Raw genomic sequence first — 23353 nt, forward strand, 5'->3', positions numbered from 1 at the left:
CCACATCATTCATACCAACGCTTGTCATATCGACTTCAATAAATTCAGGTAAGTCTTTCGCTTGGCAACGAACTTCTACTTGAGTCATTGTATGGTTGATCATGCCGCCTGCTTTAATACCAGCAGATTTTTGTTCATTAGTGAAATGAATAGGAACGAGTTTGATCAAAATATCTTTTGCTGAAACTCTTTGTAAGTCCATATGCATTACTAATGGCTTGTATGGGTGACGTTGTAATGCTTTTAAAATCACATGTTCGACTTTACCATCAACAGAAATATCGAAAACACTGGAGTAAATACTTTCAGTTTCCAGAGCTTTGATTACTTTATTGTGCAGAAAGTGAATTGATTTTGGTTTTTTATCGCCGCCATAAATTACAGCGGGAACTTTGTTTTCAAGACGACGTAGGCGGCGGCTCGCACCTTTCCCCATATCCGTTCTTGATTCAGCTTCTAAAAGGATTGTTGACATTTTATACTCCAAAAATTTAAGGTTCCCTTATCTAATCCGCGACCAGATTAAATACCCGTATACTCATTTAAGTTGAATAATTAAACCGGGAAAGGGTGAAGAAGTATACAATATTTTAAAATGAACTTGAAGTCATAGCCATAATTTCATAGAATATGCCACTTTGTTATAATTGTGATAGCCAATCAGGCGAGTTGGAGAATATTTATGTACGCGGTAATCAAGACTGGCGGTAAGCAATATACCGTAAAAGAAGGTGATGTTTTAAAAATTGAATTGCTGCCTGAAGATGTTGGCAACGAGATCAACTTTTCAGAAGTATTAATGTTGGCTGATGGCGACAAAATTGTTTGTGGCACTCCTTTTGTTGCAAAAGCAACAGTTAAAGCTGAAGTGCTTGATCACGGCCGTCACAAGAAAGTAAAGATTATCAAGTTCCGTCGTCGTAAGCACCACATGAAACAAATGGGGCATAGACAATATTATTCGCAAGTTAAAATTACTGCGATTAGCAAGTAAGAGGGGATAGCAATGGCTCATAAGAAGGCAGGTGGTAGTACTCGTAACGGCCGCGACTCGAATCCAAAGTTTCTTGGTGTAAAGCGTTTCGGTGGTCAATTCGTAAATGCGGGTGAAATTATTGTAAGACAACGTGGCACACGTTTCCACCCTGGTCCAGGTGTTGGTTGTGGTCGTGACCATACTTTATTCGCCTTGGTTGAAGGCTTGGTTCAATTTACTGTCAAAGGTGAAAAGAATCGCAAATATGTAACTATAGTTGCTGAACAAACAGAAGAAGCTGCTAGTTAATTTATTTTTATCACTGAATTAGTCATTTGATGCCCAATTCATGTGTAAAAAAGTAATGTATATTCTAGCAAATGCAGCAATTTATTGATAAGACAACATTTTGTTGGAATGCTAATACAGTTACTTTATTTGTCTTACAGTTTTTAACCCCGGTAACGGGGTTTTTTTTTAGTTTTTTTAAGGTAAACCATGAAATTCGTCGATGAAGCAATTATTAAAGTAGATGCCGGTAATGGTGGAAATGGTTGCGTCAGTTTCAGGCGTGAAAAATTTATACCCCGCGGTGGCCCTGATGGTGGCGATGGTGGCGATGGTGGCAGCGTTTATTTTGAAGCAGACAACGATTTAAATACTTTAATTGATTATCGTTATATGCGCCATTACAAAGCAGAAAATGGCCAGCAAGGAATGGGGGGAAACTGTAGTGGTAAAAAGGGTTCCGATTTAATCCTTAAAGTCCCTGTTGGTACATTGATTTATGATATTGATACTGGCGAATTGCTCGGTGATATCAGTAAACCAGGTGAACCTGTACTTATTGCGCAGGGCGGATTTCATGGTTTAGGAAATACTCGTTATAAAAGCAGTGTTAATCGTTCTCCCAGACAATCCAGCCCAGGTAGTCTTGGCGAGTGTCGTCATTTGCGTATGGAACTTCGAGTTTTGGCTGATGTCGGATTACTCGGTCTGCCTAATGCGGGAAAATCAACTTTGATTCGTGCTGTTTCCAGTTCAAAAGCAAAAGTAGCTGATTATCCTTTTACTACATTACATCCTGGTCTGGGTGTTGTCAGCGTTTCATCACATAAGAGTTTTGTGATGGCAGATATTCCTGGTCTTATTGAAGGGGCTGCTGCTGGAGCAGGGCTTGGCCATCGATTTTTAAAGCATCTTTCACGTACTTGTGTTTTGCTTCATGTTATTGATGTTGCTCCTTTAGATGATAGTGATCCTGTGGCCACTGCTAAGGCAATTATCAATGAGTTAGGGGAATATAATCCAGAACTTTTAAATAAACCGCGCTGGTTGGTACTGAACAAAATAGACATGTTGCCTGATGAAGCCACCAGGCAGGAGCGAGTTGATGCTATTGTAAAAGGGCTCAATTGGACTGATAAAGTTTTCGCTATTTCAGCAATAAGCGGCCAAGGTACTCAGCAACTTTGTTACTCATTGATGCAATTGATTGATGAGATGAAAGAGTCTGAAGCTTAACCATTCGGCAGCGTAATAGACCACCAGAGGGCCGCGATAGGGAATCTGGTGGGTTTCCCCTCCTTCCTGATGATGATTGCTGTAGTTAATCGTTAACTGGCTTGTACTTACCCCGAGTTGTTGTTGCCAATACTCCTCAAGTCCTTTTAAATGAAAATGTATCTTGGTGTTCTGCTGGTGATGAAAATGAAATAAATTCGGATTGCCAGGTTTTACCAGTAACGTTTGTAATAATCCACCAGTTACCTCATCGATAATGGTAATCGGCTCATTTGTACTGAGTACCAGTTCTCTTAAATTATCAGAGGCTTTTTGTTCTACTGAAGCAATTATATGGGGCGATAATATAGGATTGATGATAGCTTTAATCTCATTAACTACGTCACTGGCACAGCGTACTTTAAATTCAATATATGGTGTATCCAGACGGTATCCGGTGTTACAGTCTATGTCTCTCAGCGCTTCCTCAAGTATTTGAGCTATTTCACTTTCAGCTAAACCAAAAATGCGCCATTTAATAATGTGTTTCGTACTATGCTCTCTTTGTTGCAGCAACGGTAGAACATGATTATTAAACATTGGCAGGCATTCTCGGGGGGGGCCGGGAAGTAAGATAAATGTTTTATCGTTCCATTGATAGAAACAACCTACTGCACTCCCATTGGGATTAGGGAGTATTTGCGCTTGGGCAGGGAAAAGACATTGCTGTAAATTACCCTCATTAATTGGTACTTTTGCTGCTTGCATTCTGTTTTTAATATGCTCCAATGCTTCATCATGCTGTACCAGCTTATCTCCTGTATACTTTGCCAATGCAAAGCGGGTAAGATCATCTGTTGTTGGACCTAAGCCGCCAATGAGAATGACCAGATCATGCCGTCTTGTGAGAACGTTCAAACAATCTATAATGTCTGTTTCTTTATCACTGCATTCCATGTGTAACCCTAAAGATAATCCTTCAGAACTAAGAGCATGAGCAATCTCATGCGCATTAGTATTCAGAGTATCTCCATGAACTATCTCATCACCTGTAGCTAAAATGGCAATTGTCATTTGGTGTTCCGCTATTAAATTCATCATTGAATTCTATAGTAGGCTCAGTTGACATTTCTACTCTTTTGGCAAAACTGGTTCAGTTTTCTGTATTGCAATGCTCTATAATTAGTCCATGAGAGCTTGAATGACGAAGAACTTACGAGCGATTGATATAAAAAAAATAATAATTAGTTATGCGAAGGTTGACATTTATGCTGTCGTTGGGTAATTACTAAATAAAGATTATAGCAATCTTTCTGAGTTGTCATTTTCAAATGCAGCTTAAATTTAGAATTCAACAATGCACGTTGTTGGTGTATTTTCTATCGTGGAACCGAGTTATTTTTAACCGGAATTAATCTATATATCAAAATACAAACGTGCCAGAATAACCGTTTTTGGTGTAAGTGACCTGGGGTTGTTGACATGAAATGTAGACATCTGCCCCCGTGCCTAATGGGCAGGAACAAGGGGCTCTGCCATTAAGTTAAGAAAAGCACGTCATCCTTCGTCGCTAGCTCCTCAGGATGACGGCCAAATCAACTTAATGGCTGTGGGAACAAGGGATGGTATCGATAAACCATGGCACACCGAGATTTTTGACTGAAAGGGCAAAGGCCCTAATATCTAATTAAGAAGAAATAAATGAGTGAAGGAGAAATTATGGAGTTTGAAAGTCGTTATATTGCCCATGTACCCAACGCTCAAGGTATCGTAAATTATTCGCCTGAAGAACATAAAGTCTGGAATATTTTATTTGAACGGCAAATGAAATTATTACCAGGAAGAGCTTGTGATGAGTTTTTGGATGGTTTGAACACCTTGGGTATTACTGCGGATGCAATTCCTCAGTTACCAGACGTTAGTGCACGTTTGAAAGCAAAAACCGGTTGGCAGGTAGCACCAGTTGCCGCGTTAATTTCTGCCAGGGAGTTTTTTGAGCTTTTAGCCAATAAATATTTTCCTGCCGCAACATTTATTCGTTGTGAAGAAGAACTGGATTACGTACAAGAGCCCGACATTTTTCATGAAATCTTTGGGCATTGTCCCATGTTAACAGATCCTGTGTATGCTGATTTTATTCATGATTTTGCTACTAAAGTATTAACTTTTCCGGAAACTGATTGGCCGTTATTGCAGCGGATGTTCTGGTTTACCGTAGAGTTTGGCTTAATCAATACAGCCAGAGGACTACGAGCTTATGGCGGAGGCATTTTATCTTCTATCAGTGAAACGGTTTATTCTGTCGAAAGCGATGTACCTGTCAGGATATTGTTTGAGCCTGTTGCTGCTTTTAGAATGCCCTATCGAATTGATATGTTACAGCCAGTATATTTTGTGATAAATGATTATCAGACTTTATATAATCTGGTGTTATCTGATATTGATGCATTATTAGCGCGAACACGTCAGTTAGGGGAATTACCCCCATTTTTTGAGGTTGATGCCAATAATCCTAATATTCATATTAGAGCATGTTAAAATTTATATTGGGTCTTACTGATGTTTGAGTTTCAATCAGCGATATGTCAATTGCCTTGGTTCTGAACAAAGCGTAAACCTATGTATTGTAATGAGAGAAGAGTCTTGCTAACATCGAGCAACGCGCTTTGTTCATTGGCTTATTGGTCAAGGAGCATCATTTGATTAAAGTATTAATTGTTGATGACCATGCATTGGTTAGAATGGGTATTCGACGATTGCTTGAAGATATGTCTGATGTTGATGTAGTTGCAGATGCTGAGAGTGGTGAGCAGGCTCTAGCATTAGTCAAGACACACAACCCGGATGTTGTTCTTTTAGACATGAAAATGCCTGGCATTGATGGCTGGGAAGTAACTCGTCGTTTAAAAAAATCGAACCCACATATAAAAGTAATCGCTGTGACCGCAATGTGTACTGATCCATTGCCTACTCGTGTGCTTCAATTAGGTGCCATGGGGTATCTTACGAAAGAGTCTGGGGCAGAGGAAATGGCTGCTGCAATTAGAAAAGTAGCTAAAGGTGAGAAATACCTTAGTGCCGAGATTGCTCAAAAAATGGCGATCAACAGTCTTCAAGATGGCCAGGATTCACCTTTTGATATGTTATCTGAACGTGAAATGCAAGTCATGTTAATGATTACCAGCGGAATGAATGTGCAGGATATTGCGGATCGTTTATTTTTAAGCAGCAAAACCATTAACGGATACCGCTACCGCATGTTTGAAAAATTGGGAATTAAAAATGACGTTGAGCTCACTTACCTGGCAATGAAGCATCGTGTGATTGAACATCCTAACGATATAATCGTTGATGATTAAATTTTGAAATTTATAGAACAATTGAATTGAGCTCATTCTTTTTAATTTAATTTTTAGAATACAGGTGCATCATAAGGAATAATGATGCCATGTAATTATTGAAATCCTGTTCCCCATGAATAATAAGCAACCTTCTGCTGAATTAGCCCTCTTTCTTGCCAAGCTCCCTGGTGAGCCTGGAATTTATCGGATGCTTGATGAATCTGCTACTGTTTTGTATGTTGGCAAAGCATCTAATCTTAAAAAAAGAGTGAACAGTTATTTTAGTAAGCATAATACCGGAGCTAAAACTCGTTCTCTGGTAAGCCAGATTGCATCAATAGAAATATCGGTTACTCGAAGCGAGAGTGAGGCTTTATTGCTGGAAAGCAGTCTTATTAAATCGTTACGGCCCAAATATAATGTTTTGATGCGTGATGATAAATCTTATCCTTACATTCATTTATCCAGCCATCCGGAATTTCCGCGTATAGAAAGCTATAGAAGCAAAAAGAAACCCGTTAGCGGAAATTTTTTTGGACCTTACCCCAATAGTGTTGCGGTAAAAGATACTATCTTGACTATTCAGAAGGTATTCAAGATTCGTAATTGTCGAGACAGTTATTTTAATGCGCGCTCTCGGCCTTGTTTGCAATATCAAATTAAGCGTTGTACCGCCCCATGCGTTGCTTATATTAGCCCAGAAAATTATAGCCAGTCGGTTAATGATGCCATGCGTTTTTTACAAGGTAAAAGCCAGCAAATTCTCGATGATCTTACTCAACGGATGGAACAGGCTGTTGCAGAACTCAATTTTGAAGCTGCGGCTGTTTTACGCGATCAGATTAAAAATTTACGTTTGGTACAAGAGCAGCAAGCTGTGGTTCAACTGAGAGGGGATGCTGATGTCATTGCTTTAGAAGCTAGGCCAGGTTTTGCATGCGTCCAGTGCGTTACGATAAGAGAAGGCCAGGTGTTGGCCAGCCGTAATTTCTTTCCTTCGGTTCCTGACAAAGGATTTAATGACGATTTTAATTCAGAGGAGCTATGGCAACAGACATTTGAAGCATTTATCGGGTTTTACTATCTGGATAATATTGAACGAATTCCCGAATTAATTTTGACTAACCAAGCGTTATCTGATCATAAGATATTTGAGGAAGTATTGACAAAACAGCGAGGAAAATCCTGTAAAATTCAAATAAATCCACGTGGTATCAAATCACGCTGGATGGATTTTGCGGTAAATAATTTACGTGTCTCTATTGCTGAATATGTTAGCCATCATTCTACTCTCAGATCAAGATATCAGGCATTGGAACAATTATTATCTCTTGAGAAAAAGATAGAGCGAATGGAATGTTTCGACATTAGTCATACTCAGGGTGAAGCAACTATAGCTTCTTGTGTGGTTTTTGATGCAGAAGGTCCAAGTACGAATGAATACCGGCGGTTCAATATCGAGGGGATTACTCCAGGAGATGATTATGCCGCTATGGAGCAGGCCATTACCCGACGTTTTAAACGTTTGGTTGAAGCGCAATCGTTACCCGATGTTTTAATTATTGATGGTGGCAAAGGGCAGGTAGGTATTGCAAAGAGGGTTTTGGCGTCGCTCCATGTTTCGGATATTATTTTGTTGGGTGTTGCGAAGGGGCCATCTCGTAAGGCTGGCTGGGAAAAATTAATTTTGGTGAACGAAGACAGAGAATTCACCTTGCCAGAGGATTCAAAAGCGCTTCATTTATTGCAACATATTCGTGATGAAGCCCATCGATTTGCGATTACAGCACATCGCAAGAAAAGGCAAAAAGCACGACTTGATTCTACAGTTGAAAGCATCGAAGGAGTTGGAGCCAAGAGACGACAGGCATTATTACATCGTTTTGGTGGTTTACGAGAGTTGGCTAAAGCTTCAGTAGAAGAAATTAGCAAGGTTCAGGGTATCAGTGAAAACCTGGCAAAACGAATTTATCATTATTTTCATCCTTAGTGTTTTACCAGGATAGCCTTATAGTTTATTCTGAGGAGACATATTTTCTTCTGCCAAAACGGAATGTTCCAGTTTTTCAGGAACTGGTTTAAAAAATAGAATAGTACCGCCAATAAATTGACCAATAAGCGAATCCTCCGGGGTGAAGCGATCAATTTGGCTCTCTGCTTCGCTAACCGATGTTAATATTTTATCGAGATAAGTATGGCAATCATTAATGCCAGCCTGGTAGGGGGTGAGTATGCCGAATACATTGCCGATAGTTCTTGTGTATTGAGGATGGATTATTCTATTCATGGCAAGCATTCTTACTAATTGCGCACCTGTTGCTTCTCTTAATTCTCGTTGAGAAAATTCAGTTTCCTGATCTGATGGCAGCCCCATCTCTATTAATTTAGGTTTTTCCTGATTTTCATTGATAAGGAATTTGATAAAGCTGTGATGTCCTACACTGCCTTTTAATTTGGTACTGAAAAAAGAAGCTTGTACACTTAATATTTCAAATTTTTGTTTCTGCATTAAAAAAGCATTGAATTGTTCTTGGTTGCCTGAAAAATAGTCGGTTAAAATTTCTTGTTTGATCTCTGTTATATAATCATGCTCTACTGATTGATATAACGATTCAAAGGTGGTTCCTAATTTATTGACTGTATGACGCAGAAGCCGCGTCTCTTTCTCTTTAAACAAGCTGTGTGGCACTCGCTGACCTAGAGTGAAACCAACTAACACTCCTGTCATTGCACCGATAAACAGGCCGGTCGGCAGCCTAAAATTAGTGATGTCTTTCATACCTATTGAGAAAGCACCAAGGGCTGCGCCAAAAACAGCCATGCACATTCCAATCATTAATCCGCCTAAATCCAGAAGCGCCTGAGTTACTTTATATAAAACACCAGCGGCTCCGGTTTCTTGAACCAGGGCCTGGTAGTTCTCTGAAATTTGCATTGCCGCGTTAAATTGTTTTTGTAACGAACAAGCTGGATTTTTAAGGTCATTTATATTCTTAATGAGATTGATTAAACATTGAGCTATGGGCTCAAGTTCCTTTTCAGAACGATTGGATTTTGTTAAGTGCTCATAAAGAAACAATAGATAATATTTGCCTTCGTAGTCATCAGAGGCGGTAATTAAATTTTTCAGTTCGGTTAAAGTTTCTTGTTTTAATGGCATTCAGTTGTACCTTGTTAAAATTAATTTTAAAAAGAGCTTTCTGTTTAATTAATCCTCATTGTGGTGCCATTATAGAAGAGCAATCTTAATGAATTATTAAATCCTGGTTCTTTTTGTTCCGTACAAAGGGTAATAGGTTATTGAGGCAATAGGCCGACTATTGCCGGCAAAAGACCAAAATTTGCCGGGAAGCACTTACTACTGCGGGGACTATGTTCATTGGGTTAATTGTTAGGTGCTATCCGAAGAGTATTCAAAGTTTTTTGTAATTGTAAAAAGCGGATTGGTTCGCAGTAGAAATAACCCTGTGCATAATTGCATCCTAATGACTTGATGATTTGATGTTGTTCTGTTGTCTCTATGCCTTTTTGAATGACTTGAATGTTGAGATCCTGAGCTAATTTAATAACTCCTTTAAGGAGCATACGATTTTTCATGTTTTTTTCGATACCGTGTAGTAATTGCTGATCTAATTTAAGATAATCAAGAGGAAGGGCTAATAATTTAGGCAATGATACTTGAGGACTTCCAAAATTATCCAGGCAAATCTGAAGGCCTTGTTTATGTATTTTCCCCAGGTATTTCGCGATTTTATTAAAATTCGGTGCAATAATACGCTCAGAAATATCGAGAATAATCTGATCTTTATTAATCTGTTCTTGTAATAAATTATCGTTTAGCGAATCAATAAATCGCGCATCATTCAGTTGAAGTAAAGAAACATTAATCGATAATTTGCCATCAAATGGAGTGGCAAGCAATGTGCGGTAATCGTGTAACGACTGCTCAATAAGCCATTGGCTGATACTATGGATGCATCCTGTTTTTTCAGCTAAGGGGATGAATTCTCCCGGAAAAATTAATCCTTCTTGTGGATGCTCCCAGCGCAACAAGGCTTCAATGCCAATGATTTTATTGGAAATAATGTCAATTTGAGGTTGATAATCGATATATAATTCGTTTTTAGCTACTGCTAACTTCAATTCTTTGCGAATAACTTCATCTCTTTTGTCTTTAGCGTAGTGTAAGGATTTAGAAAATAAAGCAAAATTATTTTTTCCTGATTTTTTTGCCTGATACATGGCTAAATCGGCATGGTGCATTAGATCACTGGCAGCTTGCTTCTCTTCAGAATAGATAGCTATACCAATACTTGCAGAGATCTTCAGTTGATAATCACCGAACTGAAAGGATTTTGATAAAACGCGGATGATTTTTTCTGCGATGAGTTGCGCTATATTTGTATTGGCGTGGTGAACTAGAACGATAAATTCATCTCCGCCAATGCGCGCGATGAAGTCTTCTTGTCGGATACAGCGCACCATACGTTTTGTCGCAATCTGTAATAATTTATCTCCTATATGATGCCCTAAGGTATCATTGATCGCTTTAAAATTATCTAAATCAATGAGAAGCAATCCCAGATGTTTATTTTCAATTTGATGCTCATGTATTTTTTCAACCAGCTTTTCCTCAAAATATTGTCTATTGGCAATATGGGTCAGGGCATCAAAACGTGCCAAATTCAACATGGTCTGTTCGGTAGATTTGAGCTGGGTAATGTCGGTTCCATAAATATTTATTTGTTTAAATTCATTTACCCATATAAGAGTGAATAAATATATTTTAGAGTCTGCTGCCATTTCAACGCGTACGATTTGATCAGTGGTTTGCGCTTTATGGGCCTCTTTAAGTAATTGTTCTGGAATGCCGGGGTGAATGGTATTCCATTGTTTTATTATATTTTTTCCTTGATTATTGGCAAAAATTACCTCGCCTGTTGGAAGGATTCTTATCACCGGATTTGGATCTTGTTGTGGAATACTGGCAAGAAATTGCAACCTTCGCTGATTTAATAATCGTTCAATTTCTAAATCAATCCGCCCTAAAAACAAGCGAAATAAGGTGCAATTAAAATCATTCATCTCCAGTTTTCTTATCGTGAAGATGCTTAAAAGTCCCACAACTTCTTCTTGAGCATTAATAATTGGGCCAGCCAGATAAGAATTGACTTGCATCGTTATTAATAATTCATCGAGAGGGAACTCTTTTTGTACGTCAGTAATATGACATATGGCTTTGTTTTTTATGACACTATCACAGGGAGTATCTGGCAAGGCATAACTGATGTTTTCCTTTTTATGGCCATTGACAAAGTAACTGACTGTACGAGCTGTTCGTTGGCTATCTACAAGACATACGGCAGCATAATCAGCAGAGAATGCTTCGCTGACTATTTTAAGGATTTCGTCAATGACTACATTAAGCTCCCCATGGTTGCCTATACGTGCCAGAGACCATAAAACCCATTCAGTAATTTTTGCTTGTAATATGTTAATCAACGTGACAAAAATTACAGAAGTTCCGTGTAATTCTACTTTATTTATCATAATATTATAAGCAACAACAGGCTTTTGAGATGTTCGTTCAATCCAGGTGAACTGTTGCGTCATTCCTTGTTGGGCGAGCAAGAAGCATTTACGAGCCTGGATGAATTGTCGTTTGCGGGAATATGGGTTTAATTGAACTTGCTGCCAAATAAATTGATTGGCTAAGGCATTATGCTCAGAGCCCAAAAGGTTGGCCGCTTCTTCGTTGATAGCAAGTATTTTTCCTTGCATATCTAATGCAATGACACCATCCTGAGATTGTTCTATCAGTTGTTGTACTGAAAGAATCAGGTCTGGTTGATGCACGGAATTAATGGCTGAATTAATTGGAATATGTTTTTTTAGTATATCCATATATAGTTTATCCAGTCAGAATTAATTTAACTATAGACATTAAATCAAAATTTTGTATTAAGGCTAAACTTATTCTTGAAATGACCGAAAAAAACATTAGATATAAGATTTTTTAAATTTAAGCACAATTCTTGCATGTATATTATAAAAATTGGCATGAGGGGGCGGCACCATGAGAAAAATACTTCGAACAGCATGCTTGATGTTATTGGTGGCGGAGGTTAATGCTGGGAACTTTTATGGGACGGGATTATGTGGATATCCCCAATATGACTGCATCAAAGCAGCGAGCGGAGACAGTTGGGAAAAATTGTTTCCTGATCCTGTGCAACGTGATTTAGTGCAACGGGTCAATAGAACATACAACCGTCTTTGGACTGGGCGAGAAATTGCCGTACCTAAAAATTTGACCAATATCACTATCTTTGATATTTCTCCTTTTCCATTAAAAATTGATGACGATAAAGAAAAATTGATTGTTGTGGATCAGGAGAAGCTAGCCTGGGCTGCTTATGACGATGAAGGGAACCTATTATGGTGGGGGCCAATTTCTTCTGGACGAGATAAATGTTCTGATTCTGCCAAGTCATGTCGTACTTTATCAGGCATCTTCAGAATGTTCAGTAAGGAAAGTGTCAAGTGTACTTCTAACGTATTCCCGATAGGAAAAGGTGGGGCAAAAATGCCTTACTGTATGTATTATCATAAAGGTTTTGCTTTACACGGTTCAGATGATATTCCTGGCCAGAGAGCAAGTCATGGCTGCGTTCGGATGTTTACTCAGGATGCAAAATGGTTAAATGAAAATTTTGTTCAACTATCTAGCGATCGAAACAATTTTAAGGGGACTAAAGTTATTGTTCGTCCATTAAATGACAGCGAGAAAAAATCATGAATATACTATCCAGAAGAGGAATAATTTCCATATCATTGATGGGATTAGCCGGACTATTTCTCAGTACGTCCATGCAGGCCGCGTCACCCAAAAAGACTACAGAGACTGAGGGAAAGGCAGCGAAAAAAGAGGATAATAGATTCCCTATAGGCTGTAAGCCGGTAGGATTTAAACAAAGACTTAAAACCCTATCATTATACCCAGGACAAGAAGGGGCTTTGCAGTCGATGTATTTCTTTTTTAATCAGCTGCCTAATGCCGTAAGTTTATATCAAATGCGCGATAAAGAAAGCGAGTACTCAACGCGGGTTAATCACACGATTAAACCTAATTCATGGGCTGTGCTTGCCACGGGGGAACCGGAGGTCAAATTTATTTGTACCTTAGGTGATGGCAAGGCCTCTTATGGGAAAATCGTGGATTGCGCAGATACTATTAAAGTGTGTGAATATGTAAATGTGAAATTTGGATTGAATAATAAAGGAAATTTCTGGATAGTAGATAGTAATTCGAGAAACGGGGCCGTCAGTGAAGTCGTACATTATGGCATTATACCCGGAGTGTAGCGTGCCATGACAAGAGGGGAATCTTCATGAAATCACTAGTACCATGGATATGTTTATTCGTTGCATCAGCCAGTCAACAAGTATTTGCTGATGATGATTTTAATGCTTATCGTTTGGGTAATTATAATAAAGCAGCGGAGCCTCTTTTGAGTAAAGCCGGCCAGGATGCGATTGCTGATTATTATTTGGGACGCTTGTATCTCTACGGGTACGGCCAATTGAAAAATAATAACCTCGCGATACGCTATTTTGCCAAATCAGCAGAAAAGGGCTATTTACCTGCGGTGCAGTTGATGGCCAAATACAGCTTATTTAAAGACAAGAATCCCGAGCAGGCTGCCCGTTGGTTTAAACAGGCGGCTACGGTTGGCGATGTTAATGCACAATTGTATATGGCAGCAGCTTACTTATACGGTGTTGGGGTTAAGAAAAATCTGGATACAGCGTCTCGTTATTACATCGATGCTGCTAAAAATGGCAATGCAATAGCACAATATGCCCTCGCAGAAAACTTTATCGACAGCCGTCATTCAAGTAATAACAAACTCGGCCTTATCTGGCTCTCTAAATCAGCTAATAGCGGTAACCCTAAAGCGTTGACCAAATTGGGAGGACTTTATGTCTCTGGCAAGTTAGTTACTCAGGATTTGCCTAAGGGTATGGAGCTGTTAAATAAAGCAGCCGCTGAAAATTATCTTCCTGCCATGGTCGTGTTAGGTAAAATTGCTCTTGGCCAAAATGAATACGACCAGGCGTTGCAATGGTTTAATAAAGCCGCAGCACAAAAGAGTACCGATGCATATTTACAATTGGCACATGCTTACTTACAAGATAAAAGTCCTATCTATGATCCTAAAAATGGATTTTTATGGACTTTGAAGGCAGCAGAGGAAGGCTCTACTGAAGCAAAAAATGAATTAGCCAATCTTTATAAAAAAGGCATTGGGGTTGCTGCTGATGAGGCACTATCAAAACAATGGTTGGATAAAGCGACTCAAGATGCAAAACAACCTGCATCAGTTAATTCAATGGCGCAAATGGCTTTGTGGCTAAGTAATGACCGAACGGACAAACTGGAAGATACCTCTTACCAGATGAATGGAATCTTCAGCGCTTGGAAAAATCCGGCAGTATTGAGGAATAATAATTACAACCAAGCACCTCAACTTGACGTGATGACGCGTCAGGAGCTCTTTAAGCCTCAATTTGAATTAACTCAACCTAACGAAATACCGATTAACACTTATTATGATGCTCTGGTCAGTAAAACCGTTGAGTTTAAATCCAATGAATGGACTTATCCAATCTATCACTTAAACAAACAAATAGAAGCGCTGCAGCGCGCAAGCAGTTTTGTTGTCGCCAAAGATCATCTGCCGGCACCTTATATTGATGCCAGCTACTATAAAGATGATGATTTTGCTAATGCTGAGTTAATGGATATGTGGACTCAAGGATGGCAGACTCAGGCTAACTATATGTCTGTTTTCAACCAAATGTATTTCAGAGCGATTCTGGGAGATGCTCAATCGCAATTTGAAATTGGCCAAATGTTCCAATATGGCATTGGTGTGACTCAAAATGATCAATCTGCGATTGTTTTCTATCAGAATGCGGCAGAACAACAACATTTAGGGGCAGAGTATAATCTGGGGGTACTTTATCTGGAGCATGCCAAAGACAGCGCTGATTATCAAACCGCACTGAATTGGTTAACTGATGGTGCTTTTAAAGGAAATAAACGCGCCCAATATGTTCTTGCCAGAATATTAAGAGAGGGAAAAACCGGTCCTGATGGAACTCAATACATACAACCAAATAATGAGCAGGCAATGTCCATGCTTTATTTATCCGCAGCAAGCAATTATGGGCCTGCAGAATATGAATTGGCTGAGTATTTGGCTCGTGAATATAATGAAGGGCTTAGTGTTGACGTAAAACGGCATAAAATTGCTTTAATCCGTCAGTTATACCAAGGTGCTGCGCATAATGGTGTAGCTCAGGCTTTACTACCGCTGGCATTCTATAATGCGATGGATTTAGATAAGAAAAAACAGGATGAAGCGTTTAAAGTTGCAGAAGCGCAAGCCGATGCAGGCGATCAGAAAGCGGCTCTGTTGTTAGGCATGCTTTATGATCGTGGGATTGGGGTGAGTGCTGATCCAGCCAAGGCTATTTATTGGTATCAGCAATCAGGCCAAAATCCTGTCAGTCAATTTATTATGGGTACTTATACAACTGAAGGTAGAGGCTTAGCCGAAGACAAAGAAAAAGGAATGGCATTGCTGCAACAATCTGCTGAAGCCCAATTTGCGTATGCGGATTTCAATATGGCTGTAATAAAAGAGAAGGCTAAAGGTGAGTTTTTGCCCGATCTCATTACGGCATATCGATTAGGAAACAGCCATGCCGGTATCGTTTTGGCGGATTATTACCTGGCAGCGAATAATGATGTTGATGGCATGAATCAGGCACGGGAAATTTATACTGGCCTGGCTCAAAAGGGTGATCAATATGCTCAGTTAAAACTGGCTTATATGATGGATAAAGGACTTGGTGCTGCGCCTGATCCTGTTGCTGCACAACAATGGTATACCGCATCAGCAGAACAAGGAAATCCAGAAGCACAGTACTTGCTAGGCCAATTCTATCAATTAGGTGCAATGGGAGAGCCTGATTACAATTTGGCTAAACTTTGGTACCAAAAAGCATCCAGTCATTTAGCCAAGGCTTCTGTTGCTTTAGGATTTATTTATGAAACCGTAGATGATAATTATGCTGAGGCACTAAAGTCCTATGAAGAAGCTTCTACAAAAGGAGATGTGTTAGGTGACTACAATTTAGCTTTAATGTATGAATACGGTAAGGGTGTTCCGGTTGATTATCAGAAAGCTAAAGAGTTGTTTACTAACTCAGCGACTAAAGGCGTTGATGAAGCGATGAATCAGTTAGGCGGCATGTATTTTTACGGCTTGGGGCAAGCCAGAAATGTGCAAGAAGCTTTAACGTGGTATAAAAAAGCCGCTGAATTGGGGAATAGCAATGCGCTTTATGCTCTGGGCTTATTGTCTGAAACAGGTGTTGCTACCAAACTTGATTTTCCTGATGCATTAAAATATTACAAAGATGCATCGGATAAGGGAAATGAAAAGGCGATGCTGGCGTTAGCAAGAATGTACCATTACGGATTAGGTGTAGAAAAAGATCCTAAGGTTTCAGCGAGTATTTATCAAAAGCTTGCTGAACGGCAGAATGCTTACGCGCAATATCAACTTGGTACCTTTTATCTTGATGGTACTGCTGGCGAACAATTGCCGGAAAAAGGCCGTAAACTGTTAGAGCAAGCCAGTGAGAATGGCAGTGTGCAGGCTCGTAAAGTCTTACGCAGGCTAGACGCGCAAACTCAGGCACGGGTTAGTTATGTTGAACCCATACAATTGAATGACATACCCGTGTTAGAAGGTAATAATGCCGATTTAATTTATCTGGAAGCCTTAAACGAATGGAATCGAGGGGATGAGGTCTTATCGCGCATGATTTTACAACGCCTGGTTACTCAATACCCTCATTTTGTTCCGGCCAAGCGTACTTATGAACAATTAAATCAGGCTAAATTATCCAAAACTTATGGTTAAATATAATTACAAAAATACGCAGTTTAATTAGCCCCTTTCTAGGGGCTTTTTTATAGCATTAATAAATCCTTTTTATTTTCATATAGCTACAATAAAACGGCCCATAATAATCGAAATGGAATCAGCTCTCAACTATTCACTGTTCTTATATTCATCATGGAAAAGATATTGAAGCCAGATTCTTCTCGCTTAATTGTCGCGCTAAAATATCTATTCTCTCTGCCACAAAATCCAAGGCACTGTTGCAAAAATGGAAATGGAGAATTTAAAGAAAAATTACGAGAACGATTATGGAAGACGATAAAGCCAGACCATACTTGCTTGAACCCATGGATTTTGATGAGGGTTTGTTTATTCAATTTTATAATAAAAAAACATTGCCTCTTTTTTAATATTTGATCACAATCATTTTAAGAGACTATTTTTCTCTTTCGGCCAAGGTTGTAAGCTTAGTTCAGTTGTCAGATTAGAGTTTTTTTGACAGATCTACCAGGTTCTGTGAACAAAGCGAGTCATTTAGATACCGCTTTTGGGGGCGAAGATTCGAGCTGGATTGCTTTGCTAATGCTCGTAACGATGCACTTTTATGCGATAAATAAATTTATTCGCAGACCAGGCGAATGCCAACAACTCCTAAAAAGACTCGGGATAAGTTTGCTTTTTTCAGGGATATTTATAAGAAGGATAATGTTATGAAGTATGCGGTGACCCACTGTACTTTTGATGGTGAAGCTGGTGCAAATCCTTTATGGCATAGTTGTATTTTACTTTCCAGGATGAATGAAAACACAAAGCAGCTTGAAGTGGTAGATAACTGGGGCTTTTATGGAGTGCCAACTACTAATCGTGATAATTCGTGGATAAATCAATTAAAGTTAAAGATGGGACTGGATGTTGATCTGGAAGGAAATCATGGTATGTTGCGTCATGAAGAAACCCGATTTCTTGATCTGGGGCGCGGATTGCACGGGGCTACTTTTGAATTAACAGAAGAACAGTTTAAACATTTACAAAAAAAATGTTTAGAGATGTATGAGCAACAACAAGCAGCCATCAATGAAATTGTTATACCTTTAGGTTTGAAAGAGAAGCCAGCAGCAGAAACCAAAATGTATCCGCATGAAAACAGGTCGCTATTAATTTATCAAATGGAAAAGATAAGAGCGGAAGAAAATAATCGGGAATCCAGACTTAAACCGTTTGAGATTCGTGTCTCTCTAGGGCTGACCGGATTGGATTTCTCCAAGTCTAATACCTGTAAATCACAAAGCATTGCTTTATTACAACATGTTTTGTCGGAGCAGCAAATCGCACGCTTGACTAATAATGGCAAATATCCAAGCATCCCTAAATACAGTGGTCCTACAGAGAGTATTTATTTACACAGTACTGGCCCATTAAGAGAACACAAAAAAAAATCAGGCGATGTCGCCTATTATCGTGATTCATCCAAGGACAAAGACGTTAAATTATATTGGACAATACCACCTCAGGAACTTGAAGCACTTTCTGAGGAGACAATTAAATTACTGGAGATTGACAAGGAATATTGTCAATCCGTTAAAACCGTCGTAGGACGGTTACAGAGGTTAGAATGGCTGCTGAGAAATGCAGTAGTGCCTGAGTCTTATAAGAAATATCAGGAACAATTAATTCTTCGGGTTATAGATTATTATAAAGCTTTTTCAATTATTGAACCTAAAAATGACGCGCCAAAATTATCAGGGTTACAGAACTTTGCATACCGTTTGTTTTCTTTTCCTCGTAGTGCAGAAGAGAAAAGTCTGCAAAATAAAATAGGAAATGCGACATTGCTGTTCAACTCACTGTATATGTCCATTGTCGATGGTATTAAAATAAATGACACGCTTCTGATGGAAGGTGAAGCCGAACTGGATCAGGATGATTCTTGCGATACGCTTGCGGATGAAAATCCATTAGAGCTTTTGGCATATCATTTATCGCTTAACGATCAAAAAGCTCTATGCAGGATTATTGGGCGCAATTATCTTGAAGCTGAAGAGCTTTACGAAGACAGTTCTGAAGCCGAAGAACTGTCTGAAGATTCATCCTCATTTGGGCCAAAGTGAACCCGAGGAATCTGCATTAATGCGGTTTTGATATCTTCACGTTCTCCTTCTTTCTTACTTGGAAAGCAAGGAGAGTCGTGTCTTGGTTCCTCTCAATATGAGCAGAACTGTGCCTTGGTTTTAGTGATGGTTCGTTGAAGTACTTGCTAAACTAATTCTGATACATTGCGTTGTTAATGCCTAATATACTCTCATAATTAGCTATGATATGCCCTTTTTCTATGTTTATTTTGATGAATTGTGCTGATTTAAAGCAATTCTTAATAAAACCTTAAGAAGGTAATTGTAAAATACATCCCAAATAGACCATCATTATATTTTATGCCTATCCAGATTTTTAACTCGAATTACCAAAAACGTCCTTTTTATATCGTCAGCATACGCGATTTGATTTGTGACAGTCAACCATACATAGCACTAGCCCATGGCTTGAAACTATTACTTCAAGACAAGCAATGCGTTACAGAAGGCCACGAGGGTAAAACATATAAAGTACTCCGCTTTCTGTTAAAAACGAATGGAGAGCTGGTATTTGCTCATGAAGGGCCTCCGGGTGATGTCGTTCCTTCTCATTGGCAAATGACGGGAGAAGAAAATAGTTTATTTGCCGAATGTTATACTGCGGGCAATGCTTTGTTTAGCATAGAGGATGATCTTTTGCAGATCATAAACCATAAGAGTGGTGACTTTAGGCCTGAATTTGATTCATTATTATTCCTTTTACCTGAATTAATTAAAAATAAAATTCCAATGGGTAACTCTTTGGAAATACAACAACTGGATAATTCTGGTGCTCTTGTGGTCTGTCATTATATTAATTACGAAGATGTCTTGGAATGTTATCATTCTACTGCTCAAGAGGGGGCAGGCAATTCAAAGGCGTTAGAGCATCAAGCTTCTCCTCCTGGATTTGTTCAGGAGGTGGATTTGGATAAAGAAAATCTTAATGCCTCTGCAAATAAGCTGTATGATGAGTTGACGTTTTTAAATCAAAGTCACAATGAACATTTAACGACGAGTTCGAGCAGCAAGTCTCCAGATGCGTGTCATCAAAACACGACTCTGGAGCAAAATTTAACAAGCACTGAGGAACAGCTAAATAAAGAGTCGAATCAACAGGTTCAACGCCATACATTCTTTTATTATAATGAAGAAACAGCTCAACAAGGGCAGTGTGCTGAAAACCAACTTGGGCGTCATTCTATGTAACGTGCCAAGATCTTTTTGTTCTTTAAGTGCTTGAATCACACAACCTCAAATTTATGAAGTCCATTGGATGGCGGTGTAGTTTCTATTCTAATGCCGGTCTCTTTTTAGGGTAGAGCTAATCCATGGTGATCGTTTTATTTGCTTTTTCGCTCATGTAATGATCAAGTAACAAATATTTTAAATCAAAAGGTAAATATTGTGTCTCTAAAATTAGTAAGAAGCCGATTTGGTCGTAAAATCATCTATGTGCCTCAACTACCTAGCATCCCTGAAGAACCAAACGATGTAAGTACAGAGGAATCTCTATTTAGTAGTTATAGCGATTCTGGCGATGCCTTGTCAGAGTGTGGATGGCTTGACTTGGATGATTCTGATGAACCAATATGTACTGTTAAACGAGCATCAGATTATGATGTGTACAGTGCTTTATTAAATACAATAACTATTTTGCGGCAATCTGGATGCGAAGAATTTAAACGTTATCAAACTGTATTTGACCAGTACTTAAAAAATTATTCGACTTATCTCAATACTACGGATTCTGTTCTTGAACAGATTAAAGTAATTCATGCTGATCTCAATAATGAGAGTGGTTGCTGCTTTTCTTTCTTTAAGAAGAAACAGCCTGTCAGTACAATAACAAATAAGCTGGTTACAGGTCTTATTCACTCGAATATGTATATAGAGCTGGCAAGTATCTACGAAATTCAAGAGCTGGCTGGAGAACCAAAGAGTTTATCCAGAAAATCTTCCTGATAACCAGTGCAACGTTTTATATAGCATACGTTGTATTGTGCTTATAGTGAGCAATTGTGATGAAATCTGGATGCAATGCGTGCAAACGCACAAAGATTAGCCCATAATTCTGGCTGATTAATGATGTTGCGATGTTGCAATAGAACGCTTTTTAGTAAGTTAATTTTGAGTAGATCATGAGTCAAGAAAAATATGAATTAGTTGAGAACAAAGTAAATTTTTGTGATGGTGTTATTTGGGATGAAAACTTCATTTGGGATCACGATGCAAAGATCTCTCACTTGGATAATAAACACGCGATTAAATACGAGGGCAACATACCTTCAAATCCTCGTTTGTTTGTTTATTCTGAAGATGATTTTTTAGGGAGCGGTACTTATGGCTCTGTCTATGTTGCGAAGACATTTATTCTTAATTATGAGTTAAAGCAAATCACGTTTAAAAAAGAAAAAGTCGTTAAGGTGAGTATTCAGGACGCGGCGCTGAGTAACGAGTTTCTCATAGGACGAGATATAAAACATTTAGGTATAAAAAAACCTGTATCTGAAGGAGAGGCGGGACAGTTCAGTAGTTATTTACTCATGAATAAAATGCCTGGGAAGAGTTTATCTGAACTCATCGACAATGGGGAAATAAACACCCTGACGATCGGCAAGAAACTGCAGTTAACTTATCTCTTATTGTCGGCCTTGAATGAGCAAGTGGTTAAGCATGGTGTCATTCATCGTGATATTAAACCAGATAACATATTAGTTCAGCTAGAACCTGAGTTGAGTGTCAATATAATTGATTACGGGTTTGTTAAAAAGATAGAGTCTCAACTGAACGATTTCTGTGGCACACCAAACTATCTGGCACCTGAAATTTTACGTTCTTATCCTTACACCCAGGCCTGTGATGTATACGCTATGGCAAAAACAATTATTTATTTATGGATAGAAGACAAGAGTCTTTATAACAGAAGTGTCCCCTTAACAATGCAGAATATAGAGCATTTTGCTCAAGAGGTGCTCCCTTATTTAGAAACCATTCCGACAGGATTAGCTTCCTTGCTGCTGTCCATGCTGTATTTTGATCCGATGCAACGAATAGATATTCGTAATGCAATTGTTAAATTTGAAAGAAAATTCCCTCCTTTAACACCGATTGTGAATCGTGTTTTAGTTTATTTGGAGCAATTAAACGCTGTTGCAGCAGGAATGGAGGGGCAAGATGCGGATGCGGAGGCTATTGTTTCCTGGGTTGCGCAAATGAGAGATATACTTAATGTTGAGAAAGATAGAGCCCTCATTAAAGACAAGCTGTTTGTTTTATTGCAAAATGAAATGATAACTTCCTGTGCCAAGAGTAACCAGCAAGTGGGCTCTTTACTTAAAAGCATTGTAATGAAAAGTTGCTGGTTGGAGCTTGATTCTACCCCCTACACCTATATAACTGAAGGTCTTTCTTACCAGACCGAAGGGAAGTGGTATCTAGCGTTTTATTGCTTTTTCCAAGTTTCTCGATTAGTTGCTGCGGATTTGACGGTGTACCATGCTATCGCTGATATTTCGCTGGAATTGGGGTGGTTTGAACAGGCCATTATTTATTATGGTGTTGTGCTGAAAGGGAACTCGAATTGCATCTCGGCTTATTATGGCAGAGGACAGGCTAATCTGCATGTAAATCAGCCAGATAAGGCTGTCAGTGATTTTAAGGATGCACTGCAATTAAACGCAATTGATAAGAGCATTAATTACTCTATGAGTGTTGCTCTTTTTCGTGTCGGTGAACAATTCGAAGCTACTGCTATTTTGTACTATATCAAAGCAATCGATCAGGGATATGAGCCTTCCAAATTGGATTTTGAGTGGTTCTTTACTACGGTTAAGAAATTAAATGTAGAGGAGCAACAAGAGTTTTTTGGAATATGCCTTGATCCCAAAACTCAGTTGGGTGGTCTCTATGCGAAACATGAAGAGGAACGAGATATAATTAAACGCCATCTGAATGGATCGCAATCCTCTATTAAAGGAACGAATCTTTTATTTTTCAAGCCAAATGGAGCTGGAGAGTCCAGTGTACCTTCTGATAAACCATGTGCACCTCCTGCAACATCTGAGTCTCATGATACATATGCGAACTCTCGAGTTCCATAGCATCAAACTTTGGTTTGTGTTTATGTGCATGTTCTTCATTTTCGGTCATGCACACTACCTGGACCTAACGTCGCCAAGATTAAAACATATTCTTTGAACGGACAATGGTGTCAGCGTAAGGCGTTTTGTGCCACATATCCCTCTCTCTCTAGCTCTCTCCCCAAGGGGCGAGAGGACTAACGGACACGTTGAAAGCTGCCTGCCGGGCTCGTTGTTCGATGCCTTTAGTGGGGGGATATATGTGGCTTTCAATTAGCTGGACCTTTCCCAATTACTGGGGCACTTATCACTCACCTTACGCACAGCACCTTGCCTCCTAACTAAAACTCATTAAAATTCT

The 23353-nt window shown here is 39.0% G+C and carries 17 protein-coding genes; 13 read left to right on the forward strand and 4 right to left on the reverse strand.

All coding sequences use genetic code 11. The features are described from left to right. The coding region (locus tag Q0495_RS14750; RefSeq protein ID WP_298627634.1) for a 50S ribosomal protein L25/general stress protein Ctc at positions 1 to 475 on the reverse strand (475 nt) is incomplete at its 3' end. A 207-nt stretch (positions 476 to 682) separates the two neighbouring features. Between Q0495_RS14750 and rplU the strand changes: the two genes are divergently transcribed. The 3 genes from rplU (at position 683) to cgtA (ending at position 2500) form a co-directional block, all read left to right on the forward strand. Then, positions 683 to 994 carry a 50S ribosomal protein L21 gene (gene rplU, locus Q0495_RS14755; protein ID WP_298627636.1) on the forward strand — a complete coding sequence of 104 codons (312 nt, stop codon included), beginning with the start codon at positions 683 to 685 and terminating at the stop codon, positions 992 to 994. Between the two features lie 12 nt (positions 995 to 1006). Beyond that, entirely contained in the window at positions 1007 to 1285 is a 279-nt protein-coding gene (rpmA, locus tag Q0495_RS14760; protein ID WP_298627638.1) for a 50S ribosomal protein L27, read from the forward strand. 189 nt (positions 1286 to 1474) lie between these two features. Then, positions 1475 to 2500 (forward strand): Obg family GTPase CgtA, encoded by a 1026-nt coding sequence (cgtA, locus tag Q0495_RS14765; RefSeq protein ID WP_298627640.1) that lies wholly within the window; start codon positions 1475 to 1477, stop codon positions 2498 to 2500. Here cgtA and Q0495_RS14770 read toward each other — a convergent pair. Further along, positions 2456 to 3553, reverse strand: a complete 1098-nt coding sequence (locus tag Q0495_RS14770) for a competence/damage-inducible protein A (RefSeq protein WP_367274439.1) — start codon at positions 3551 to 3553, stop codon at positions 2456 to 2458. The two genes, cgtA and Q0495_RS14770, sit on opposite strands and share 45 nt — an antisense overlap. A gap of 645 nt (positions 3554 to 4198) precedes the next feature. Here Q0495_RS14770 and phhA point away from each other — a divergent pair. The 3 genes from phhA (at position 4199) to uvrC (ending at position 7810) form a co-directional block, all read left to right on the forward strand. Further along, positions 4199 to 5017, forward strand: a complete 819-nt coding sequence (gene phhA, locus Q0495_RS14775; RefSeq protein ID WP_298627664.1) for a phenylalanine 4-monooxygenase — start codon at positions 4199 to 4201, stop codon at positions 5015 to 5017. A 161-nt stretch (positions 5018 to 5178) separates the two neighbouring features. After that, a complete protein-coding gene (gene letA, locus Q0495_RS14780) occupies positions 5179 to 5838 on the forward strand; it encodes a two-component system response regulator LetA (RefSeq protein WP_298627644.1) in 660 nt (219 codons plus the stop codon). Positions 5839 to 5953: 115 nt separating this feature from the next. After that, complete coding sequence (uvrC, locus tag Q0495_RS14785) at positions 5954 to 7810, forward strand: excinuclease ABC subunit UvrC (protein ID WP_298627646.1); 1857 nt, start codon at positions 5954 to 5956, stop codon at positions 7808 to 7810. An 18-nt stretch (positions 7811 to 7828) separates the two neighbouring features. On the opposite strand, the gene Q0495_RS14790 is transcribed toward uvrC, so the two are convergent. Together Q0495_RS14790 and Q0495_RS14795 are read right to left on the reverse strand one after the other, a co-directional pair. Beyond that, the gene (locus Q0495_RS14790) at positions 7829 to 8980 is read right to left on the reverse strand and encodes a hypothetical protein (RefSeq protein ID WP_298627648.1); all 1152 of its coding nucleotides are present in this window, start codon (positions 8978 to 8980) and stop codon (positions 7829 to 7831) included. 224 nt (positions 8981 to 9204) lie between these two features. After that, positions 9205 to 11724 carry an EAL domain-containing protein gene (locus Q0495_RS14795; RefSeq protein ID WP_298627650.1) on the reverse strand — a complete coding sequence of 840 codons (2520 nt, stop codon included), beginning with the start codon at positions 11722 to 11724 and terminating at the stop codon, positions 9205 to 9207. 172 nt (positions 11725 to 11896) lie between these two features. Here Q0495_RS14795 and Q0495_RS14800 point away from each other — a divergent pair, with 172 nt between their 5' ends. The 7 genes from Q0495_RS14800 to Q0495_RS14830 all read left to right on the forward strand — a co-directional run bounded on the left by Q0495_RS14800 (position 11897) and on the right by Q0495_RS14830 (position 23013). Further along, positions 11897 to 12619 (forward strand): L,D-transpeptidase, encoded by a 723-nt coding sequence (locus Q0495_RS14800; RefSeq protein ID WP_298627651.1) that lies wholly within the window; start codon positions 11897 to 11899, stop codon positions 12617 to 12619. After that, positions 12616 to 13185, forward strand: a complete 570-nt coding sequence (locus tag Q0495_RS14805; protein ID WP_298627653.1) for an endopeptidase IV — start codon at positions 12616 to 12618, stop codon at positions 13183 to 13185. Before Q0495_RS14800 ends, Q0495_RS14805 begins: the two co-directional genes overlap by 4 nt. A 26-nt stretch (positions 13186 to 13211) precedes the next feature. Further along, entirely contained in the window at positions 13212 to 16820 is a 3609-nt protein-coding gene (locus Q0495_RS14810) for a tetratricopeptide repeat protein (RefSeq protein ID WP_298627655.1), read from the forward strand. 692 nt (positions 16821 to 17512) lie between these two features. Further along, the gene (locus tag Q0495_RS14815; protein ID WP_298627657.1) at positions 17513 to 18910 is read left to right on the forward strand and encodes a hypothetical protein; all 1398 of its coding nucleotides are present in this window, start codon (positions 17513 to 17515) and stop codon (positions 18908 to 18910) included. Positions 18911 to 19231: 321 nt separating this feature from the next. Continuing rightward, entirely contained in the window at positions 19232 to 20119 is an 888-nt protein-coding gene (locus Q0495_RS14820; RefSeq protein WP_298627659.1) for a hypothetical protein, read from the forward strand. A 198-nt stretch (positions 20120 to 20317) separates the two neighbouring features. Continuing rightward, positions 20318 to 20875 carry a hypothetical protein gene (locus Q0495_RS14825; RefSeq protein WP_298627661.1) on the forward strand — a complete coding sequence of 186 codons (558 nt, stop codon included), beginning with the start codon at positions 20318 to 20320 and terminating at the stop codon, positions 20873 to 20875. 176 nt (positions 20876 to 21051) lie between these two features. Then, the gene (locus Q0495_RS14830) at positions 21052 to 23013 is read left to right on the forward strand and encodes a protein kinase (RefSeq protein ID WP_298627662.1); all 1962 of its coding nucleotides are present in this window, start codon (positions 21052 to 21054) and stop codon (positions 23011 to 23013) included. The last annotated feature ends 340 nt before the right edge of the window (positions 23014 to 23353 follow it).

Origin of the sequence: uncultured Legionella sp. (assembly GCF_937871865.1) — a bacterium.
Taxonomy (GTDB): Bacteria; Pseudomonadota; Gammaproteobacteria; order Legionellales; family Legionellaceae; genus Legionella.

Bases quoted from the DNA above. Each gene is read 5' to 3' on its own strand.
- rplU (WP_298627636.1), top strand. From the start codon at position 683: ATGTACGCGGTAATCAAGACTGGCGGTAAGCAATATACCGTAAAAGAA.
- rpmA (WP_298627638.1), top strand. From the start codon at position 1,007: ATGGCTCATAAGAAGGCAGGTGGTAGTACTCGTAACGGCCGCGACTCG.
- cgtA (WP_298627640.1), top strand. From the start codon at position 1,475: ATGAAATTCGTCGATGAAGCAATTATTAAAGTAGATGCCGGTAATGGT.
- Q0495_RS14770 (WP_367274439.1), bottom strand. From the start codon at position 3,553: ATGACAATTGCCATTTTAGCTACAGGTGATGAGATAGTTCATGGAGAT.
- phhA (WP_298627664.1), top strand. From the start codon at position 4,199: ATGGAGTTTGAAAGTCGTTATATTGCCCATGTACCCAACGCTCAAGGT.
- uvrC (WP_298627646.1), top strand. From the start codon at position 5,954: ATGAATAATAAGCAACCTTCTGCTGAATTAGCCCTCTTTCTTGCCAAG.
- Q0495_RS14790 (WP_298627648.1), bottom strand. From the start codon at position 8,980: ATGCCATTAAAACAAGAAACTTTAACCGAACTGAAAAATTTAATTACC.
- Q0495_RS14795 (WP_298627650.1), bottom strand. From the start codon at position 11,724: ATGGATATACTAAAAAAACATATTCCAATTAATTCAGCCATTAATTCC.
- Q0495_RS14800 (WP_298627651.1), top strand. From the start codon at position 11,897: ATGAGAAAAATACTTCGAACAGCATGCTTGATGTTATTGGTGGCGGAG.
- Q0495_RS14805 (WP_298627653.1), top strand. From the start codon at position 12,616: ATGAATATACTATCCAGAAGAGGAATAATTTCCATATCATTGATGGGA.
- Q0495_RS14810 (WP_298627655.1), top strand. From the start codon at position 13,212: ATGAAATCACTAGTACCATGGATATGTTTATTCGTTGCATCAGCCAGT.
- Q0495_RS14815 (WP_298627657.1), top strand. From the start codon at position 17,513: ATGAAGTATGCGGTGACCCACTGTACTTTTGATGGTGAAGCTGGTGCA.
- Q0495_RS14820 (WP_298627659.1), top strand. From the start codon at position 19,232: ATGCCTATCCAGATTTTTAACTCGAATTACCAAAAACGTCCTTTTTAT.
- Q0495_RS14830 (WP_298627662.1), top strand. From the start codon at position 21,052: ATGAGTCAAGAAAAATATGAATTAGTTGAGAACAAAGTAAATTTTTGT.